This window comes from Streptomyces sp. NPDC015532 (genome assembly GCF_043078065.1).
Taxonomy (GTDB): domain Bacteria; phylum Actinomycetota; class Actinomycetes; order Streptomycetales; family Streptomycetaceae; genus Streptomyces.
Map to the genome: position 1 here is coordinate 82,135 of NZ_JBIBSY010000010.1, position 17,338 is coordinate 99,472.

The following is a 17,338-nucleotide window of genomic DNA, read 5'->3' on the forward strand; positions in this document are numbered from 1 at the left end:
TGCGTGATCACGAACGGCTTGTGACTGATCGGTTAAGTGTCGTTCTGTCCTTTTTGCAGTTCTTTTTGCGGGTCTTTTGCCTCGGACGCGAGACCTGGCCGCCTCACCTGGTCAGAGCCGCCGGACCCTTGATCGTCCTAGAACACACGGGCGGCGGCCCCGAGCCGGGCGGCGAGACCTGTGTCAGGCGACGGCCTCCCGCGTCAGCGCGGTCCGCAGCCGTCTGGCCTGGATCACGACCTTGGACGAGCCCTGCCGCTCGGCGGTACCGGCGAGATGGGCCAGATCACCGCGCGCCCCGGAGCGCTCGGCGCAGTCGGCGCCGATGGCCAGCAGCTCACCGAGGCCCCGCACCGCGCCGCCGCCGCCCGCCCTGTCGGCGGCGAGGCCGGTCAGCAGGGCCGGCAACAGGCCGAGCAGCACCGACCACACCGTGGCGTACGCGCCCGTCGACGCCGCCGTGCGGATCGACTCGGACAGTCGGGACTTCTTCAGCGCGCCCCTGCGCACGAGCTGCCCCATGTCCGAGCCGAGCCGCCCGGCGTCGAGCTGTCCCCGGGCGGCGAGGACCAGCAGGGCGTCCACCGCGGCGAGCCGGTCCTCCGGAAACCTGGCCCCGAGCCCGTACGCGAGGCACAGGTGCAGAGCCTCGCCCGCTGTGCCGTCGGCCTCGGCGAGCAGCGGCAGCATCGCGGCGTCCATGCGGCTGTCCTCCATCGCGGCCGTGCTGATGTCGCGCAGCAGACGCGCCGCCACCAGTTCCCGGCGTCCCGGTACGACGGCCGGCCACTGCCGCTGGTCCATGACACCCCAGTGCCGGCAGTACCCGTGCCCCTTGAACACCGTGAGGGGGCGGCCCAGCGGCCGGAACTCCTTGGGGAACAAGCCCTGTATATCTTCCAGTTCGCCCAGTTCCAGAAGGACGCGCGCGCCCGAGGTCCGTCGGCGGCTCGCCGGGAGCAGCGGTCCTTCGGCGGTGAGCCACTGGGCCAGCCGGTACCCCTCGGGGCTGCCGAGCCTGCGGGCGCGCGCCGCGGCCGCCTCCGCCGTCGCACGGTCGTCGCGCCGTACGCGCAGGAGTGCCTGCGCGAAGTCGGCCGTGCCCGGCCGGGCGTCGAGCCGCCGGTACTCGGTGAGGCGTTCCACCAGCTCGTCCGGCTCCAGCAGCCCGGTGTCCCAGGTGGGAGTGGCCAGCAGGAACGGCATCGGGTCGGTGCGGAGGCGGTAGGCCGCCTCCCACAGACGCGCGTCGAGGGCACGGGAGAGCGCGCTGTGATGGCAGTTCCCGCTCGTGGGTCCGTGCTGCACCGCCGCATGGAGCGTGTCCATGCCGACCCCCTCGAACAGGGCCGCCAGGACGACTTCGAGACCCTGCGCCGACTCACGGAAGCTCCGGTCCACGACCGGGTAGCTCGGATCGCGGTCCTTCCACCAGCAGCGCGCGACCACGGGACCGAGGGCCTCTACCAGAGCGACCCGGTCACGGTGGGCGTGGCGGACCAGGCCGTCCAGAGCGCGCTCGAACGCCGCGACGCCGCCACCGGAAGCCAGTATCGCGCTGACCTCCTCGGCCAGTTCGGTCACCGAGGCCGGCGCCGCCGCCAGCCGTGCCCGCTCGGGAACGGGCGGCAGCACCTCCTCCTGGACCCCCGAAGCGGAGCCCGGCGACTCGATGCCGAGGACTCGCTCTGCCCGGAGCCGCAGCCCAGGGCTCAGGTCGGCGGTGAGCTCGCCGAGCCGTTCCCGCGCGCCGCCCGAGTCGGGCAGCGCGGTGGCGTGCCGCTCCACCAGCTTGAGCGCACGCTCCTGCACCTCCGTGTCCTCGTGCCCGAAGGCCTCCGCCAGCGCGGGCAGCAGCACCTGAGCCGTGGAGGGATCACGCTTGAGGACCTTCCCCAGCAGGACGAGCTGGGCGCGTACCAGCTTCTTCTCCGTACGGAAGAGCACGCCCGAGGACATCTCGGCCAGCTGCCGGGTCGTCAACTCGCCGTCCAGCGCGAGAGAGGCGAGGACCGACTGCGCGTACCAGGCGACGGTCGGGACGGCCTGGCAGGCGAGCACCGTCCAGTCGCCGGAGCGCTCGCGTTCCTCGTCCCGCGTCGGAGCCAGGGACGACAACAGGCGCAGGAAGACCCGCTGGTCGGCCGGGGCGCCACCGCGCAGGAGCCGCGCGACGCAGGCGTCCAGCACGACCTTCCGGTCGAGGGTTCCCTCCGCGGACAGCTCGGCCAGGGCGCTGTACCAGCTGCCCGGTCCGTCGCCGAACAGCCAGGCGATCTGACCCGTGACCTCCAGCGACTCGAAGAGCGCGGTGATCATCACGGACAGGTGCGGCTCCTTGCGCAACCGCTGCGCCACCGTGCCTCCGCCGTGCCATGAAGCACCGATGTGCTCCAGCCAGCCCCGCACATAGGCGTCGGTCGTCGGAACCTCGCAGCCGGACAACGCCACCAGACCCGACAACAGGGCGAACGGGACCCGGGACGTCGCCGGCCGGGCGGCGAGCCGGTGCGTCAGATCGGTGAGCCAGTCGGTCTCGCGGTCGCCCAGCACGTGGAGCAGAACACCGGGGGAGGCCTGGGACCAGCGCATGTCGACGCCGGCGATCCAGGTCGCCGCGCCGGCGGCGCCCGTGTGACACGCGGCTCCCGCCGCGTGCAGCGCGGGACAGGCCACGCGCGACGCCGCGTCCCACGGCGACGACCGCAACTCCTTGCGGAGTTCCCTCAGCGCGGGCAGACAGGCCCGGCGTTCACCATCGGTCATCCCGTCCAGGAGCCCGGCGGCCTCGACCGTCCGTCCCGCCCGTACCGCCTTCAGCAGTGCCTCGCCGCTCATCGCCCATCGCCCCCGTCGAACGGAACTTCCAGGAATTCCTCACGTCGTTCCCCAGCCGGAGCCGGAGCCGGAGCCGGAGCCGGAGCCGGAGCCGGAGCCGGAGCCGGAGCCGGAGCCGGAGCCGGAGCCGGAGCCGGAGCCGGAGCCGCGGTCGTGGCCTGACCGTTCCCGTTTCCGTTCCCGTTTCCGGCCGGGGTCTTGTGCTCGGCCCGAGCGCCCCGCCGCACCATGCGTACCGCGAGAGCGTGTTTGCACGGCCCCCGGCCGCCCCGGTACTTCGCCCACCACAGGCAGGAACAGCTCAGCGTTCCCGCGTCGTCGCGGACGCGGTGCACATGTCCGTCGTCCGCGGTCACCGTGCCGATGGCTCCGTCCAGGGTGACCGCGCCCGCGCCGACCAGGGCGTGGGCCGACCGCAGGCGCGGGTTGTGCCGCTCGGCCCGCCCCGCGTCGTAGGGCAGTTCCCGGTGGAAGTACGCGGCTTCCGCGGTGTCGTAGCCCACGCGCCCCGATGTGCCCAGCCGGACCAGGGCCGCTCTCACCCGCTCGGCCGGCAGGCCGGAGGCGGCGGCCAGATCGCCCGCGTCGACGCGCGGTTCCCACGCCAGCAGCACCGCGATCAGCTCCGCGTCCTCGGCGGCCTCGTCGGTGGCGAGGGCGTCCAGCACCCCGCCCTCTCCGGAGAAGCCCCGGGAGGCATCGGGCGACAGCGTGAGCGTCAGCCGCATGCCGGGCAGGACCGCTTCCCAGGCGCCGGCCAGGGCGGTGTCCCCGGTGACCGGCGGGCCGTACACCCGCAGGGCCGTCGCATGGCGCAGCACCCGCTGGAGCGCGATCAGCCGGTCGGGCCCGGGCAGGCACACGGCTCCCGGAACCGGCCGGGTCGTCGGACGCAGTCCCCGGCCCGTCGGCACCACCCACTGTGCGCCTCCCGGCCTGCCGCGTCCCGTGCCCCGCGGGAGGGAACGCAGGAACCGCACGGCCTCGGCCGCGGGGAGCTCGGCCCGCAGATCGAATCCCGCCGCCGTCACCTGGGCCTCGGCGAATCCGCGCAGCCAGCGGTCGGGCAACGGCACCTTCTTCTCCACCACCGGTCCGTCCAGCGTGGTCACGGCCATCTCGTCGGGGCCGACCCGGAGATGCAGGGGGTCGTCCGTGCCGATGCGCGAAAGAGCCTCGCGCAGGGGGTTGTTGACGTCGACGTTCGTCGTCCCGTGCCCGATCTCGTCGCCGTCGAGGCCCGGTGCCAGCACGTCCAGACGCGCGTACACCCCGCCACAGCCGGAGAAGGACTCGAACCGCAGACGGTCACCGTTGCCCGTGACCACCGGGTCGAGGGACGCGCGCAGTTGGGGCTGGTAGTAACGCGCCGCGGCGACATCGGCCACCGCCAGCAGCCCCGCTGCGGCCACTTGGGGTGACGTCAGAAAGCCCGCGAAGAACCGCGGATGGTCCTCGACACCCGTGGGCGTCGAGCCCCGCGAGGTCTCGAGTCCCAGCCGCCGCCCGCCGGGCGCGGACTCCAGCGCGGAGGGTCGGGTGTAGGCCACGGCCTGCAACGATCGCGTCATGGAAAAACCGTAGAGGCGACCACTGACAATCACCTCTGACCTGCGACGACGCCCGCCGAAGGGCAACCGCGGTTGAGATCCTTCGGCAGGCACCCGCGTCTTTCCGCAACGGTCCGCGGTCCACCGCTCGTTGCGGCGCGGAACGGATCAGGGGTACAGCGGTGCGGAACGGATCAGGGGTACATCAGGACGAGTGCGGTGGTGGGCACCAACGCGCCCGTCACGCTGAGCAGCCAGTAGCTCCGGGCAGGGAGCGCGGTCCTGCGGGCAAGGGCCCGGTTGGTGACCGACCACAGCAGCGCGTACAGGCCGACGACGGGTACGACGATCACCAGCCAGAGGGCCATGCCGTCGTTCTCCGTCGGCGCCGGATCGATCCAGTTCGCCGTCAGGAACCACAGCAACCAGATCGGCACCACCCCTGGGATTCCCAGCAGCAGGTTCACGCCCACCGTCATCGGCCACCGCCTGATCATCCGTGCCCCTCCCCGTGATCGACTGCCGTGACGGTACCGCGAAGGCCGCGGAGGAGTCTTCAGGACCGAGGCGAGCCGTTCAGCTGTGGTTCCGGCGCGGCGGACCGGTGCCCTTACTGGCCTACGCGCCCCGGCTGGAGCACCTGTGTGAACAGCGCGGTTCCGTCCTGTTCCCGCAGCCGCACCGTCAACTCCCCGCTGTCGCCGTCGATGTCGACCTCGCCGAAGAACTGATAGCCGCCGGCGGGCGAGACGTTCGAGGCGACGGGTGCCTTCACGAACACCCGCTCCGGACCGAAGGTGTTGTCCAGCACGCCGGCCGGGAAGGCTCCCGCGTTCAGCGGACCGGAGACGAACTCCCAGAACGGCTCGAAGTCGGTGAAGGCGGCCCGCGACGGCTGGTAGTGCTGCGCCGAGGTGTGGTGCACATCCGCGGTGAGCCATACGGTGCCCGTGATCCGGCGGTGCTTGACGAAGCGCAGCAGCTCGGCCAGCTGGAGTTCCCGTCCGAGGGGCAGGCCGGGGTCGCCCTGCGCCAGGGCCTCGATGTTCGGCCGTCCTTCGGTCGTGTCCGGTACGACGAGGCCGAGCGGCATGTCCGCGGCGATCACCTTCCACACGGCCCGCGAGCGCGACAGTTCGCGCTTCAGCCACTCCAACTGCCCGGCGCCGAGGATGCCCTGCGGGTCCGTCGCCTGGTCGTCGGGGGAGTTGGCGTTGCGGTAGGTGCGCATGTCGAGGACGAACACGTCCAGGAGCGGACCGTGCCGCACGACCCGGTGCACGCGTCCGTCCCGGTCACCCGGGCGCAGGGTCGACACGGGGAAGTACTCGCCGAACGCGCGCCGGGCCCGGGCCGCCAGGACGTCGACGCTCTTCTCCTTGTAGCGCGTGTCCGTGGTGGCGACCACCTCACCGGGATACCAGTTGTTGCGCACCTCGTGGTCGTCCCACTGGATGACGGAAGGCACCTGGGCGTTGAAGCGTCTGAGGTTCTCGTCGAGCAGGTTGTAGCGGAAATTGCCGCGGAACTCCGCCAGCGACTCGGCGACCTTGGACTTCTCCTCGGTCGTGATGTTCCGCCAGGTGCTGCCGTCGGGGAGAGCGGCCGTCGCGGCGATCGGGCCGTCCGCGTAGATGTTGTCACCGCTGCACAGGAAGAAGTCGGGGTCGAGCCGGGCCATCGCGTCGTAGATGCGGTAGCCGCCGATGTCCGGGTTGATGCCCCAGCCCTGTCCCGCCAGGTCGCCCGACCACAGGAACCGGACACCGTCGCGCCGGCTGTGCGGAGCCGTACGGAACGTACCGCTCACCGGCTCCCCGGTGCGCCGGGGGTCGTCGGGGTCGGCGAGCAGGACGCGGTAGTGGATCTGTTCGCCGGACGGCAGTCCGCGCAGCCGGGTGGTCCCCGTGAAGTCCGTGTCCGCGCCGAGCAACGGACCGTGCCATCTGCGCGAGTCGCGGAACGACGCGGTCGCCGAGGTCTCGACGATCATCCGGGCGGGCCGGTCGGAGCGGACCCACACCAGACCGGAGTCGGTGGTCACGTCACCGGTCTGGACGCCCCAGCCCGCCTTCGGCCGGCCGGACAGGGCGAGGGCCGGTGCCGAGCCGAGCGTGGTGGGCAGGGCCAGGGCCGCCGACGCGGCCAGGGAGCCGCGCAGCACGCTGCGGCGGCCGGGGAACGAGCTGAGCGGACGGTGCGCCATGGATACGCCTCCGGGGTCGGACTCGGCCAGTGTGCAGAGCCACACCTACTGGTACGCCGCGGCGCGCACGCGAACCACGGGTGAACAACCGGTCCCGAGAGGTACGGAATCGAAGCGGATCCCGCGGAGCCGGCCCCAGGATCCCTCAGAGCGCCGGGGACTCGTCGAGCGCGTCCCGGCCGCGTACGGCCTCCGCCATCAGCCGCACGCCGTCCCGTATCCGCGCGGGCGCCAGATGGGCGTACCCCAGCACGAGCCGTACGCCGTCCGCGGCCGTCGCTCCGTAGTGTGCCGACGGCCGGACCACGACCCCGGCCGCCGCGCCCCGTGCGACGAAGCGGTCCTGTGGCCCGTACCGGGCGGGCAGCGCGGCGACGACATGCAGACCCGCCGCGATGCCGGAGACCTCCGTGCCCGGAAAATGCTCCTCCAGGGCCGCGACCAGGACGTCACGCCGCTCCCGGTAGGCGCGCTGGCAGCGGCGCAGTTGACGGTCGTAGTCGCCGCGCTCGACGAAACGGGCCAGCAGCGCCTGGTCGAGGACCGGGTTGCCGAGGTCCATGGTCCGTTTGCGCTCGACGACCTCCTCGAAATGGCGGGCCGGAACGAGGAGCCAGCCGAGCCGAAGCCCCGGAGCCAGCGATTTGCTGACCGAGCCCGTGTACGCGACATGCTCGGGGTCGAGTCCCTGAAGCGCGCCCACCGGGGCACGGTCGTAGCGGAAATCGCCGTCGTAGTCGTCCTCGATCACCAGCCCGTCCACGGACCGGGCCCAGTCGAGGAGTTCGGCGCGGCGCCGTGCCGAGTACGCGATCCCCGTGGGGAACTGGTGGGCGGGCGTCGTCACCACGGCTCGTAGGCCGGAGGCATGGAGCGGAGCGACCGTGATTCCCTCGTCGTCCAGCGGCAGCCGTACGCTGCCGACGCCCGCCGAGGCGAACAGCGAGCCCAGTTCCGGGCTGCCCGGCCGCTCGACGCCCACGGCGGGTGTCCCGCGCGCGTGGAGCACGAATCCGAGCAGGGTCATCGCCTGGGCGACCCCGGAGACCACGATGACGCGCTCCGGGTCCGCGACCACGCCCCGGCGGCGTACGAGGAGTTCGGCGAGCGCGGTCCGCAGTCCCGGCAGACCACGCGGATCCGGGTAGCCCAGTGCCTGGTGGGGCAGTTCGGCCAGCACTCCGCGATGCGCCGCGGCCCACGCGGAGCGCGGAAAGAGGGACAGGTCGGGCGTTCCCGCGACGAAGTCGGCCCGCACCCCTGCCGCCCGCGGGGCGTGGTCACGCGCGCGCGGGCCGACCGCGCGGACCGCGCCACCGACCCAGGTACCGGCCCCGCGGTCACTGCGCAGATACCCCTCCGCCGTCAACTGCTCGTACGCCTCCGTGACCAGCCCACGCGACACGCCGAGATCACCGGCCAGCTCACGGCTGGACGGCAGCCGGGTGCCGGGCGCGAGCCGCCCGGAGCGGACCGCCTCGCGCAGGGCGGCCTGAAGGGTGCGTCCCCGCGCGCGGGGCGGCGCCGACGCCGCCGGCAGGAGCAGCTCCCACGCGGCCGTCCACGAGGGTGGCCGCGCTGTCGGAGCGGGACCCGGCGGCCCGTCGCGATTGGTCCCCGATGACGTCATGGAAGTGGACCTTAAACCGGACCACGTCCGTTCATAGCGTCGGAGTCATGAACGCCACCACCACCCGGGGCGCGTTGCTCGCCGCCCTCGCCTGTGTCCTCGTCGGAGGTTCCTTCACCGCCAACAGCGTCCTGGGCCACTACCCGTACGCGGGCGGCCAGTTCCTGCGCTACGGCCTCGCCTGTGTCCTTCTGCTGCCCCTCGTCGGCCGGGGTGGCGCCGACCCGCTCCGGCGGCTCACGGTCCGCCAGTGGGGGTGCCTCGCGCTGATCGCGGCCGTCGGCATGGTCGGCTTCAACCTTGCGGTGCTCGCCGCCGAGCGCACGGCGGAACCGGCCGTCCCCGGCGTCTTCGTGGGCTGCGCCCCGGTCGTCGTCGCCGTGCTCCTGCCGCTTCAGGAGGGGCGTCGTCCGCAACGCCTCGTCCTGTACGGCGCGTTGCTCGTCGCTCTCGGCGCGTTCGCCGTTCAGGGATGGGGCCGCACGGACGCGGCCGGGATCGCGTACTCCCTGGGCGCGCTGGCCGGGGAAGCCGGCTTCGCCGTCCTGGCCATGCCGGTCCTGCGTCCGCTCGGGCCGCGGCTGTTGTCGGCCACCGTGTGCGGTGTCGCCGCGGCCGAGTCGGCGGTGGTCGGGGTGATCAGCGGCGGCGGCGGGTGGCTGCGGATGCCGGACGCGACCGAGGCGACCGCGCTGGTGTGGCAGGCGGCGATCGTCACGGTCGTCGGCTTCGTGTGCTGGTACATGGGCGTGCAGCGCATCGGCGCGGAGCGCGCGACGCTCTTCTCCGGCCTCATCCCGGTCTCGGCCGCCTGCACCGCGCCGCTCGTGGGCACGGGCACGTACGGTATCGCGCAGGCCGCGGGCAGTGCCCTCGTGGGCACCGGAGTCGCCCTCGGATCAGGAGCGTTGAGCCTCGTCCTCGGGCGCGGCCGCCGGGCTGCCGCGGAGGGCCGCTCGACGACAGCGGCCCATGGCAGGTCGAAAGCCGTCGCCCAGGGCCGTACGCGCCTTGCCCCCCGGGGTCGTACGACCGCTGCCGACGAGAGTCGTACGACCACCGTCGACCAAGGCGGTTCGACCGCTGTCGACCAGGGGCGTTCGACCGCTGCCGCCGAGGACGGCTCAGCGGCTTCCGTCGAGAATGACGCGGGCGACGAGCGCCGGGTCGTCGTTCATCGGGACGTGGCCGCAGCCGGGCAGCCGCACCAGCCGCGCCCGCGGAATGATCTGCTTGGCCCGGACGCCCTGGCGCCGGATCAGCAGCCGGTCCCGGGTACCCCAGGCCACGGTGACGGGGAGCGTCGGGATGTCGTCCGTGAACTGGACGTTCGTACCCGCCCGGAGGGTCTCGTGGAATCCCTCGGCGTGGGCCAGGGCGAGAGTCTCGGCGACGACCGCGTCAGGTGAACGGCGGCCGGGCCGGGCGTAGATGGTGCTGGTCAGCACCGTCCGCCCGGCCGCCGAGCGGGAGAGCCGCTCGATGACCGGGACGGGCATGCGGCGGGCCGCCTGTCGCATGGCGATCAGCAGGCCGAAGGCGTACCGGCGCTCCACCGGTGACCAGAAACCGGCGGGCGAGAGCGCGGTGACGGACCGTACGAGCTTCTCGCGCGCCAGTCCCAGGGCCAGCAGGCCGCCGAGCGAGTTGCCGGCGACGTGCGGCCGGCCGATCTCCAGCGCCTCGCACAGCGCGCCGAGCAGGGACACCACCGTCGACAGGTCGTGGGTCATCCCCTCGGGGAGCGCCGGGGACACGCCGAAGCCGGGAAGGTCGACGGCGATCACGTCGCGTTCGGCGGCGAGGATGGGGATGACCGGGTCCCAGGCCTGCCGGTGATGGCCGATGCCGTGCAGCAGGAGCAGCGGTTCGCCGGTGCCCACGCGCGCGTAGGACACGGTGACCGCCTTGGGGCCGTGCGGTGAGGGGAGGCTGACGGTGACCGTGTCGGACATGGGACTGCTCCTCGTCTGAACGCCGTGACGAACCATCCTGTAGACAGCTTGTCAGCAACTGCTACCGACGGGTAGCCCCGAGTTTTCACGAACCGCGCGGCAGCCTTCACACGCCGGTCACCACACACAGCGGGACCCGGTCGTGGGCCTCCGTGGGGCACTAACGCGCCCTGCGCACCTCCACGTTGAAGTCCGCGTGCCCGATGCCCTGCATGAGCTTGACCCACAGCGGCACGTACATCTCCACGACCCGCGCGGTCCGGATGTCCCCCAGGTCGAACACACGCTCCGCGGGCCAGCCGAACTCGCCCAGCAGCGCGGTCACCCGCTCCTTGGCGCTCTCCTCGTCACCGGAGACGAAGATCTGGTGCTCGCCCGGCACTCTGGAAGGGTCGACCATCACCTGGCAGTTGACGGTGTTGAGACTCTTCACCACCCGGGCCCGCGGGAACTCCCGCTGGATCTGCTCGCCCACACTGTCCGACTCGACGGGGGACAGCCGCAGCTCGCCGCCCTCGAACGCCAGGGGGTTGGAGACGTCCAACAGCACTTTGCCGTCCAGGTGTTCCGCCCCGGCCGACCTCAGCACGGCGAGCGCGACCTGCCCGCCCACCGCGTTCACGACCACCTCGCCGAACGCGGCGGCGTCCGCGAAGGTGCCGTGATGGGCCGTGGGACCCGCGCCGTCGGCCCACTCGACGGCCGCCGCGTTGTCCTTGGTGCGCGAGCCCAAGGAGACCTCGTGGCCCAGTTCGACCAGCTTGCCGGCCAGAGCGCGCCCCACGTCGCCCGTGCCCAGTACCCCGTATCGCATCGTCGTTCCTCCCGTTCTCGGGACCGCCGGCCACCGGCGGCCCGCGGTCATTGTGCTCCGGGGAGGCTGATTCGCCTGGACACCGGGGAATGTGTCGGGTGGGATGGTGCGGTGGCAAGCGACACGGCGACCGATGTCTTCGAAGAACACCGCCCCTTCCTGATGGGTGTTGCGTACCGCATGCTCGCCCGGGTGGCCGACGCGGAGGACGTCGTCCAGGAAGCGTGGCTGCGCTGGTCCGCCGAGGACCGGTCGGCCGTGCGGGAACCGCGCGGGTATCTGGTCCGCGTCACGACCCGGCTCGCCATCGACCGGCTGCGCCAGGTCCAGTCGCGCCGTGAAGCCTACGTAGGGCCGTGGCTCCCGGAACCGTACGTCACCGACTTCGGGGACGCCGCGCCCGACAGCGCCGAGCGGGCCGTCCTCGCGGACTCCGTCTCCCTCGCCGTCCTCGTCGTCCTGGAGTCCCTGTCACCGCTGGAGCGGGCGGTGTTCGTCCTGAGAGAGGCGTTCGGCTATCCGTACGCCGACATCGCCGCCGTCCTCGACCGGGGCGAACCCGCGGTGCGCCAACTCGCCGGGCGGGCACGCAGACACGTGGAGGAACGGCGGCCACGCTACGAGGTCGACCCGGCCGAACGCCGTGACCTCACCGAGCGGTTCCTCGCCGCGGCGGGCGAGGGCGATCTGGAGGGCCTCGTGGCCCTGCTGGCACCGGAGGCCCGGCTCATCGGCGACAGCGGAGGGCGCGCCCAGGCGCCGCTGCGGATCCTCGACTCGGCCGAGAAGGTCGGCCGCTTCGTCGTCGGCGTCACCAAGAAGGGTGTGTCCGGGCTGTCGCTGCGCTACCTGGAGGTCAACGGCGGTCTCGCGGTGCTCGCGCTGTCCGGGGGCAAGCCCGACAGCATCATCCAACTGGACGTGGCGGACGGCCGTATCCAGTGCGTCTACATCGTGCGCAACCCGGAGAAGCTGGTGTCGATCCCCGCCGACTAGGCCCCGACGACCCCTTCGTCCCCAGCGCCGCAGGAGAGCGAAAGCCTCCGAAAGCCCCCGTCCTTGTACGGGGGCTTTCGCCGTTGTGTCGCGAACGTCTCCCGGCGAGAACACCCCGTGAACGCTCCGCGGCGGGGCGCCTGTGCAATCCGTAAGGGTTCGAGGATTGGTCTTGACCAAGGGTGGAGGCGGCCCTATCGTCGCAGGGATAGTGCAGGAACCTTTAATAAACAAGGGCGTTAAAACGCCGCCGGGCCACGGCGATTGCGGAGGACAGGGTGGGGACCACGCAGTTGGAATCGGTGCCGGAACCGAAGTACTGGCACCTGAGGACCGTGCTCAGTGAAGCGCTGGACTCCGAGTTCACCGTGGGCGAGATCCTGCCCAACGAACGTGATCTGGCGGCCCGTTTCGGTGTCGCTCGGGCGACCTTGCGCCAGGCGCTCGAACAGCTCGAACTGGAAGGCCGCCTGCAGCGCCGTCGCGGCGTGGGCACCACGGTCGCGCCACCGCGCGTGGGCGTGGCCGTCGGAACCGAACAGCATGTGTGGCCGGGGGCGGCAGGTGACGCCTGGCACGCCGCGGACTGCACCGTGGCGGCCCCGCCCGCGCCGGTGGCCGGCTTCCTGGAGACCGCCGACGGCGAGTCGGTTCACACCGTACGCCGTTCCCTGGTGACACACGGTCAGCCCGCCGCCGCCGAGCTTCTGTACATCCCGGCGTCCTCGGTGCCGGACCTGTCGGCGATCGACGCGCCCTCGGGTGCCGCACGCGCGCGTGCCGTGCTGCGCGAACTCCAGCGCCTGGAACTCGAAGGCCAGGACCGTGCCGTCGAGCTGGGCTCGGCCCGCGCGGACGACGCCAAGGAGCTGGACCGCCTTCCCGGCGCGCCCGTTCTCGTCGTCACGACCCGTTTCTTCACCGAGGGGCGCACCGCGGCGGTGTCCGTGGCCACGTACCGGGCGGACACCTGCCGGCTCACGTTCGGTGACTCCGGCCGCGTGGAGATCCACCACGACCCGGAGCGTCGCGCCTCCTGAGCCGTCCGGCCCGGCCCGCCGCGCTCGGCGGTCCGCGTCGCCGACCCACCCGTCCGACCACACCCGTCGCACCCCGGAACACTTCGGAGCGCGACGGGTTTTGTGGCTGTGGCTGTGGCTGTGGCTGTGGCTGTGGCTGTGGCCGGGCCGGCGCCGTGGCGTCACGCGCGCTTCAGCGGCGCGCGGTCACGGTTCCCTCCACCGCGAACAACTGCTCCTCCACATGGTCGAGGGCCAGGCGCAGCGCACCGGTCGCCACGGCCGCCTCCCCCAGCATCGAGAGGGCCACCTTGGGCGGACGCAGGCAGTAGCGTGCCAACTCACTCCGCAGCGGCTCCAGCACGCCGTCCAGGCCGGCCGCCCAGCCCCCGATGACGACCAGCTCCGGATCGAGGGCGAGGACCAGAGCCGCCACGTCGTGCACCAGCCGCTGGATGAAACGGTCCATCGCGGCACGCGCCCGCTGGTCGCCGTCCCTGGCCAGCGCGAACACCTTGGCGACCGCCTGCTCGTCGAGCGGGTGCAACGGCTCGTCCGTCGTCGACAGCAACGTCTCGGGGGTCACGTCACGGCCCAGCAGGTGCAGCGCTCCGATCTCACCGGCCGCCCCGCCGAACCCCCGGTGCAGCCGCCCGCCGATCAGCGAGCCGGCACCCGGACTCAGTCCGGCCAGGACGAACACGACGTCGTCGGAGTCGGTCGCCGCACCCTTCCAGTGCTCCGCGACCGCCGCCGCGTTGGCGTCGTTCTCGACGAGCACCGGGCATTTGAAGGAGCGGCTCAGCCGCTCGCCCAGCGGCAGTCCCGTCCACTCCGGCAGCGCCGTGCCCAGGCGCACGGTGCCGTCCGCCTCCACGATGCCGGGGCTTCCCACACCGACCGCGCGCAGGGAGCTGCGGGCGACACCCGCCCTGCGCAGCAGCTCGGCGACCGCGACCCGCAGCCGTTCCAGCCGCTCGTCGGCGGACGCCGTCTCGTCCACGTCCTTGGCCATCGCGCCCATCACGCGCCCGTCCAGGTCCGCGAGCAGCGCCGCGACGCGGTGAGGGCCGATCTCCAGGCCCAGCAGATGCCCCGCCTCGGCCCGGAACCGGAACCTGCGCGCCGGACGCCCCTGGCGCCGTGCGGCGCCCTCCTCGGCCGCCTTCTCGACGACGAGCCCGTTCTCGATCAGCCCCTCGACGACCCCTTCGACCGTCGGCCGTGACAATCCGGTCACCCGGGTGATCTCGGTGAGGGTCGCGCAGTCCGTGGCACGCAAGGCGTGCAGGACCACCGCGGAATTGATCCGTCGCAGCAGAGAGGGATCCCCGCCGGTCAACCGCCCCAACGTCCGTCCTCCCAGCTTGTACGCGTGTTGGCCGGATCGTACTCGTCGTGGGGGACCCCGGCGAGGGCCGGGGACCCTTTCCCGTGCACGGGCCGCGATCAGCCCGGCGCCACGAACCCCGACTCGTAGGCCGCGATGACCGCCTGAGTACGGTCCCGGGCACCCAGCTTCGCCAGTACGGAGCTGACGTGCGACTTGACCGTCTCGGTGCCGACGACGAGCCGCACGGCGATCTCGGCGTTGGACATCCCCCGTGCCATCAACCGCAGCACGTCCGCCTCGCGCTCGGTCAGCCCGGCCCGATCCATGGCCGCCCGTGCCGCCGGATTCCCACCGTTCTCCCCGTACTCGGCCGCCAACTGCCGTACGGAGGCGGGGAACAGCAGGGACTCGCCCTCGGCCACCAGCCGCACCGCGTGCACGATCTCGGCCGGCCGCGCCCGCTTGAGGAGGAAGCCGTCGGCCCCCGCGCGCAGCGCCTCGTAGACGTACTCGTCGTTCTCGAACGTCGTCACCACGAGGATCTTGGGCGGGTCGGCGACCGTCCGCAGGACCGCGCGAGTCGTCTCGATGCCGTCCATCAGGGGCATCCGGACGTCCATGGCGACCACGTCCGGCCGCAACTGCCGGACGAGCGGGATCACGGCGGCGCCGTCGGCGGCCTCACCGACGACCTCGATGTCGGGCTGCGCCTCCAGTACGGCGCGCAGCCCCGCGCGTACGAGGGGTTCGTCGTCGACGAGCAGAACGGTGACCGGCATCCGGCCAGAGTAGATCAGTGCAACGGCAGCTCGGCGTGCACCTGCCAGTCACCCTCGTGCGGGCCCGTCCGGGCGCTGCCGCCGAGCAGCGCGGCCCGCTCCCGTATGCCCCGCAGACCGTTGCCCCGCCCGGCACCGGATCTGCCGTCCGGCAGCGGATTGCGGACCTCCAGGGAGAGCGTGCCGTCCCCGACCTCGATACGGACGCGCACCGGGACACTCCCGGCATGCCGGATCACATTGGTGAGCGACTCCTGGAGGATGCGGTACCCCTCTCTGGACACCGGTCCCGCCACCGTCTCCAACGGGCCCGAGACCTCGGCGTCCACCTTGGCCCCCGAGACGCGCGCCGACTCCAGCAGCCGGTCGGCGTCGGTCAGCGTGGGACGGCCGCTCACGGGACGCTCCGCCTCGCGCAGCACACCCAGCACCCGCTCCAGATCCTCCAGGGCGGACCTTCCGGTCTCCTCGATGGCGGCCAGGGCACGGGAGGTGAACTCCGGGTCGCCGGCCGCGCGTGCGGCGCCGGCCTGCACCACGGCGACGGTGAGCGCGTGGCCGATGGAGTCGTGGAGCTCACGGGCGATGCGGTTGCGCTCCAGGAGTTGTTCGGTGCGTTCCTCCAGCGCGGCCAGCCGCTCGGTGGGGGAGGGGCCGAGGAGCCGCCGGGCGAGCGCGGTGGTCAGCTCGCCGAGGCCGACCACCGCGCCGTACAGGGCGAGCAGGGGCAGGGGAATGAGCAGCGCGCAGCTCCAGTGCGGGTCCAGGAGCCGGATCACGGGGTCGCCGGACGGCCAGTGGCCGAGGGCCGCCCTGGTGAGGTCGACGGCGAACACGGGCAGCCAGACGGTGACCACGGAGGTCGCCACGCTCAGCAGCATGCGCGCTTCCAGCCAGAGCACGGTCCGCCACCGGTCCCTCAGGCCGGCCGAGGGCGCGACCGAGAACGCCGTGTCCTCACCACTTCGCTCGCCCGGCGCCAGCATGAACCGCGCCTGCACACCCTCACCCCGTCGCACGGCCGGAATCAGCCCCAGCGGAATGAGCATCAGCGCGGGCACCCACGGCCTCGACATGTCGATGAACAGCCACACGCTGACGAACAGCATCGGCACCCACAGGTGCAGCAAACGCGTGTACGTCGTCCCCCACAGCAGCGGGCGCAGAAATCGGGCCATTGCGCCATCGTGTCAGCCGCCACTGACAACGGACCTCCCCCGGGCGGGGGAGAGGATCTCCACCCGCGGGGGAGGCGCGGACCGGCCGGCGACGGCCAGGCTGGGGCCATGACCAGCATCGACGTCCAAGACCTGACCAAGGAGTACGGCGGCAAGCGGGCCGTGGACCACCTGACCTTCAGCGTTCTCCCGGGCCGTGTCACCGGATTCCTCGGCCCCAACGGCGCCGGGAAGTCCACCACCATGCGGCTCGTGCTGGGCCTGGACCGGCCCACCTCCGGCACCGCCACCTTCGGGGGCCGCGCGTACGCCACCCTCGACGAACCGCTGCGGAAGGTGGGCGCCCTTCTCGACGCGGGAGCGGCGCACGGATCGCGGACCGCCCGGAACCACCTGCGGGCCCTCGCCGCCACCAACCGCATTCCCGAACGCCGGGTCGACGAGGTGCTGGAGGAGACGGGGCTCGCCCCGGTGGCCGGGCACCGGGTGAAGACGTACTCCCTGGGCATGCGTCAGCGTCTGGGCATCGCGGCCGCGCTCCTCGGAGACCCGCCCGTGATGCTCCTGGACGAACCGTCGAACGGCCTGGACCCCGAAGGGATCATCTGGATCCGGGAGCTGCTGCGCCGGCTGGCCGGGGAAGGGCGCACCGTCCTCGTCTCCAGCCACCTCATGAACGAGACCGCCTCCTTCGCCGACCAGCTCGTCGTCCTCGGCCGCGGCAGGCTTCTGGCCGACATGCCCATGCGCGCGTTCATCGACGGGCGCGTGCGGCCTCGCGTCCGGGTCCGCAGCACGGACAGCCGTGCCCTGGGGGGCCTGCTCGCGGAACACGGCATCGAGGCCGCCGAGGGCGAGGACGGCCGCTGGACCGCGTACGACGCACGACTGGAGGACATCGGCCACCTCACCTCGGCCGCGGGTCTCCCCGTCCTCGAACTCGCCGCGGAGGAAGGGACGTTGGAGCAGGCCTATCTGAATCTGACCGCCACCGAGACCGAGTTCGCCGCCGCCCCGACCCAGCCCCAGGAGGCCTGACC

The 17,338-nt window shown here is 72.5% G+C and carries 13 protein-coding genes and 1 pseudogene; 4 read left to right on the forward strand and 10 right to left on the reverse strand.

Translation table 11 applies throughout. The features are described 5' to 3' along the window. Positions 1-183: 183 nt before the first annotated feature. From ACF07B_RS27045 to ACF07B_RS27065, 5 genes are all read right to left on the reverse strand, one after another. Positions 184-2,838, reverse strand: coding sequence for a DUF6493 family protein (locus ACF07B_RS27045; RefSeq protein ID WP_392180835.1), 2,655 nt, complete (start codon positions 2,836-2,838; stop codon positions 184-186). Then, positions 2,835-4,409 (reverse strand): SWIM zinc finger family protein, encoded by a 1,575-nt coding sequence (locus tag ACF07B_RS27050; protein ID WP_392180836.1) that lies wholly within the window; start codon positions 4,407-4,409, stop codon positions 2,835-2,837. Before ACF07B_RS27050 ends, ACF07B_RS27045 begins: the two co-directional genes overlap by 4 nt. Before the next feature lie 173 nt (positions 4,410-4,582). Further along, positions 4,583-4,885, reverse strand: a complete 303-nt coding sequence (locus ACF07B_RS27055; protein ID WP_392180837.1) for a hypothetical protein — start codon at positions 4,883-4,885, stop codon at positions 4,583-4,585. 113 nt (positions 4,886-4,998) lie between these two features. Further along, a complete protein-coding gene (locus tag ACF07B_RS27060; RefSeq protein WP_392180838.1) occupies positions 4,999-6,594 on the reverse strand; it encodes an alkaline phosphatase D family protein in 1,596 nt (531 codons plus the stop codon). Positions 6,595-6,739: 145 nt separating this feature from the next. After that, complete coding sequence (locus ACF07B_RS27065; protein WP_392180839.1) at positions 6,740-8,224, reverse strand: PLP-dependent aminotransferase family protein; 1,485 nt, start codon at positions 8,222-8,224, stop codon at positions 6,740-6,742. 47 nt (positions 8,225-8,271) lie between these two features. Here ACF07B_RS27065 and ACF07B_RS27070 point away from each other — a divergent pair. Continuing rightward, positions 8,272-9,108, forward strand: a pseudogene (locus ACF07B_RS27070) (DMT family transporter); the annotation flags it as partial. Positions 9,109-9,348: 240 nt separating this feature from the next. Here ACF07B_RS27070 and ACF07B_RS27075 read toward each other — a convergent pair. Continuing rightward, positions 9,349-10,179 carry an alpha/beta fold hydrolase gene (locus ACF07B_RS27075; RefSeq protein ID WP_384236249.1) on the reverse strand — a complete coding sequence of 277 codons (831 nt, stop codon included), beginning with the start codon at positions 10,177-10,179 and terminating at the stop codon, positions 9,349-9,351. A 160-nt stretch (positions 10,180-10,339) separates the two neighbouring features. Next, positions 10,340-10,993 carry an NADPH-dependent F420 reductase gene (locus ACF07B_RS27080; protein ID WP_369484662.1) on the reverse strand — a complete coding sequence of 218 codons (654 nt, stop codon included), beginning with the start codon at positions 10,991-10,993 and terminating at the stop codon, positions 10,340-10,342. A 111-nt stretch (positions 10,994-11,104) separates the two neighbouring features. Here ACF07B_RS27080 and sigJ point away from each other — a divergent pair, with 111 nt between their 5' ends. Continuing rightward, entirely contained in the window at positions 11,105-11,989 is an 885-nt protein-coding gene (gene sigJ / locus ACF07B_RS27085; protein WP_392180840.1) for an RNA polymerase sigma factor SigJ, read from the forward strand. A gap of 278 nt (positions 11,990-12,267) precedes the next feature. Beyond that, positions 12,268-13,029, forward strand: coding sequence for a GntR family transcriptional regulator (locus ACF07B_RS27090; protein ID WP_369484664.1), 762 nt, complete (start codon positions 12,268-12,270; stop codon positions 13,027-13,029). Positions 13,030-13,201: 172 nt separating this feature from the next. Here ACF07B_RS27090 and ACF07B_RS27095 read toward each other — a convergent pair whose 3' ends face one another. From ACF07B_RS27095 to ACF07B_RS27105, 3 genes are all read right to left on the reverse strand, one after another. Next, positions 13,202-14,359: an ROK family transcriptional regulator gene (locus tag ACF07B_RS27095; protein ID WP_384236243.1), complete on the reverse strand. Its 1,158-nt coding sequence runs from the start codon at positions 14,357-14,359 to the stop codon at positions 13,202-13,204. Between the two features lie 98 nt (positions 14,360-14,457). Then, positions 14,458-15,120 carry a response regulator gene (locus ACF07B_RS27100; protein WP_392180841.1) on the reverse strand — a complete coding sequence of 221 codons (663 nt, stop codon included), beginning with the start codon at positions 15,118-15,120 and terminating at the stop codon, positions 14,458-14,460. Between the two features lie 14 nt (positions 15,121-15,134). Continuing rightward, complete coding sequence (locus tag ACF07B_RS27105) at positions 15,135-16,298, reverse strand: sensor histidine kinase (RefSeq protein WP_392180842.1); 1,164 nt, start codon at positions 16,296-16,298, stop codon at positions 15,135-15,137. Positions 16,299-16,406: 108 nt separating this feature from the next. Between ACF07B_RS27105 and ACF07B_RS27110 the strand changes: the two genes are divergently transcribed. Next, on the forward strand, positions 16,407-17,336 hold the full coding sequence (locus ACF07B_RS27110; protein ID WP_392180843.1) for an ATP-binding cassette domain-containing protein: 930 nt from the start codon (positions 16,407-16,409) through the stop codon (positions 17,334-17,336). The last annotated feature ends 2 nt before the right edge of the window (positions 17,337-17,338 follow it).

Coding starts and splice junctions, on each gene's coding strand:
- ACF07B_RS27045 (WP_392180835.1), bottom strand. CDS start 2,838: ATGAGCGGCGAGGCACTGCTGAAGGCGGTACGGGCGGGACGGACGGTC.
- ACF07B_RS27050 (WP_392180836.1), bottom strand. CDS start 4,409: ATGACGCGATCGTTGCAGGCCGTGGCCTACACCCGACCCTCCGCGCTG.
- ACF07B_RS27055 (WP_392180837.1), bottom strand. CDS start 4,885: ATGATCAGGCGGTGGCCGATGACGGTGGGCGTGAACCTGCTGCTGGGA.
- ACF07B_RS27060 (WP_392180838.1), bottom strand. CDS start 6,594: ATGGCGCACCGTCCGCTCAGCTCGTTCCCCGGCCGCCGCAGCGTGCTG.
- ACF07B_RS27065 (WP_392180839.1), bottom strand. CDS start 8,224: ATGACGTCATCGGGGACCAATCGCGACGGGCCGCCGGGTCCCGCTCCG.
- ACF07B_RS27075 (WP_384236249.1), bottom strand. CDS start 10,179: ATGTCCGACACGGTCACCGTCAGCCTCCCCTCACCGCACGGCCCCAAG.
- ACF07B_RS27080 (WP_369484662.1), bottom strand. CDS start 10,993: ATGCGATACGGGGTACTGGGCACGGGCGACGTGGGGCGCGCTCTGGCC.
- ACF07B_RS27100 (WP_392180841.1), bottom strand. CDS start 15,120: ATGCCGGTCACCGTTCTGCTCGTCGACGACGAACCCCTCGTACGCGCG.
- ACF07B_RS27105 (WP_392180842.1), bottom strand. CDS start 16,298: ATGGCCCGATTTCTGCGCCCGCTGCTGTGGGGGACGACGTACACGCGT.
- ACF07B_RS27110 (WP_392180843.1), top strand. CDS start 16,407: ATGACCAGCATCGACGTCCAAGACCTGACCAAGGAGTACGGCGGCAAG.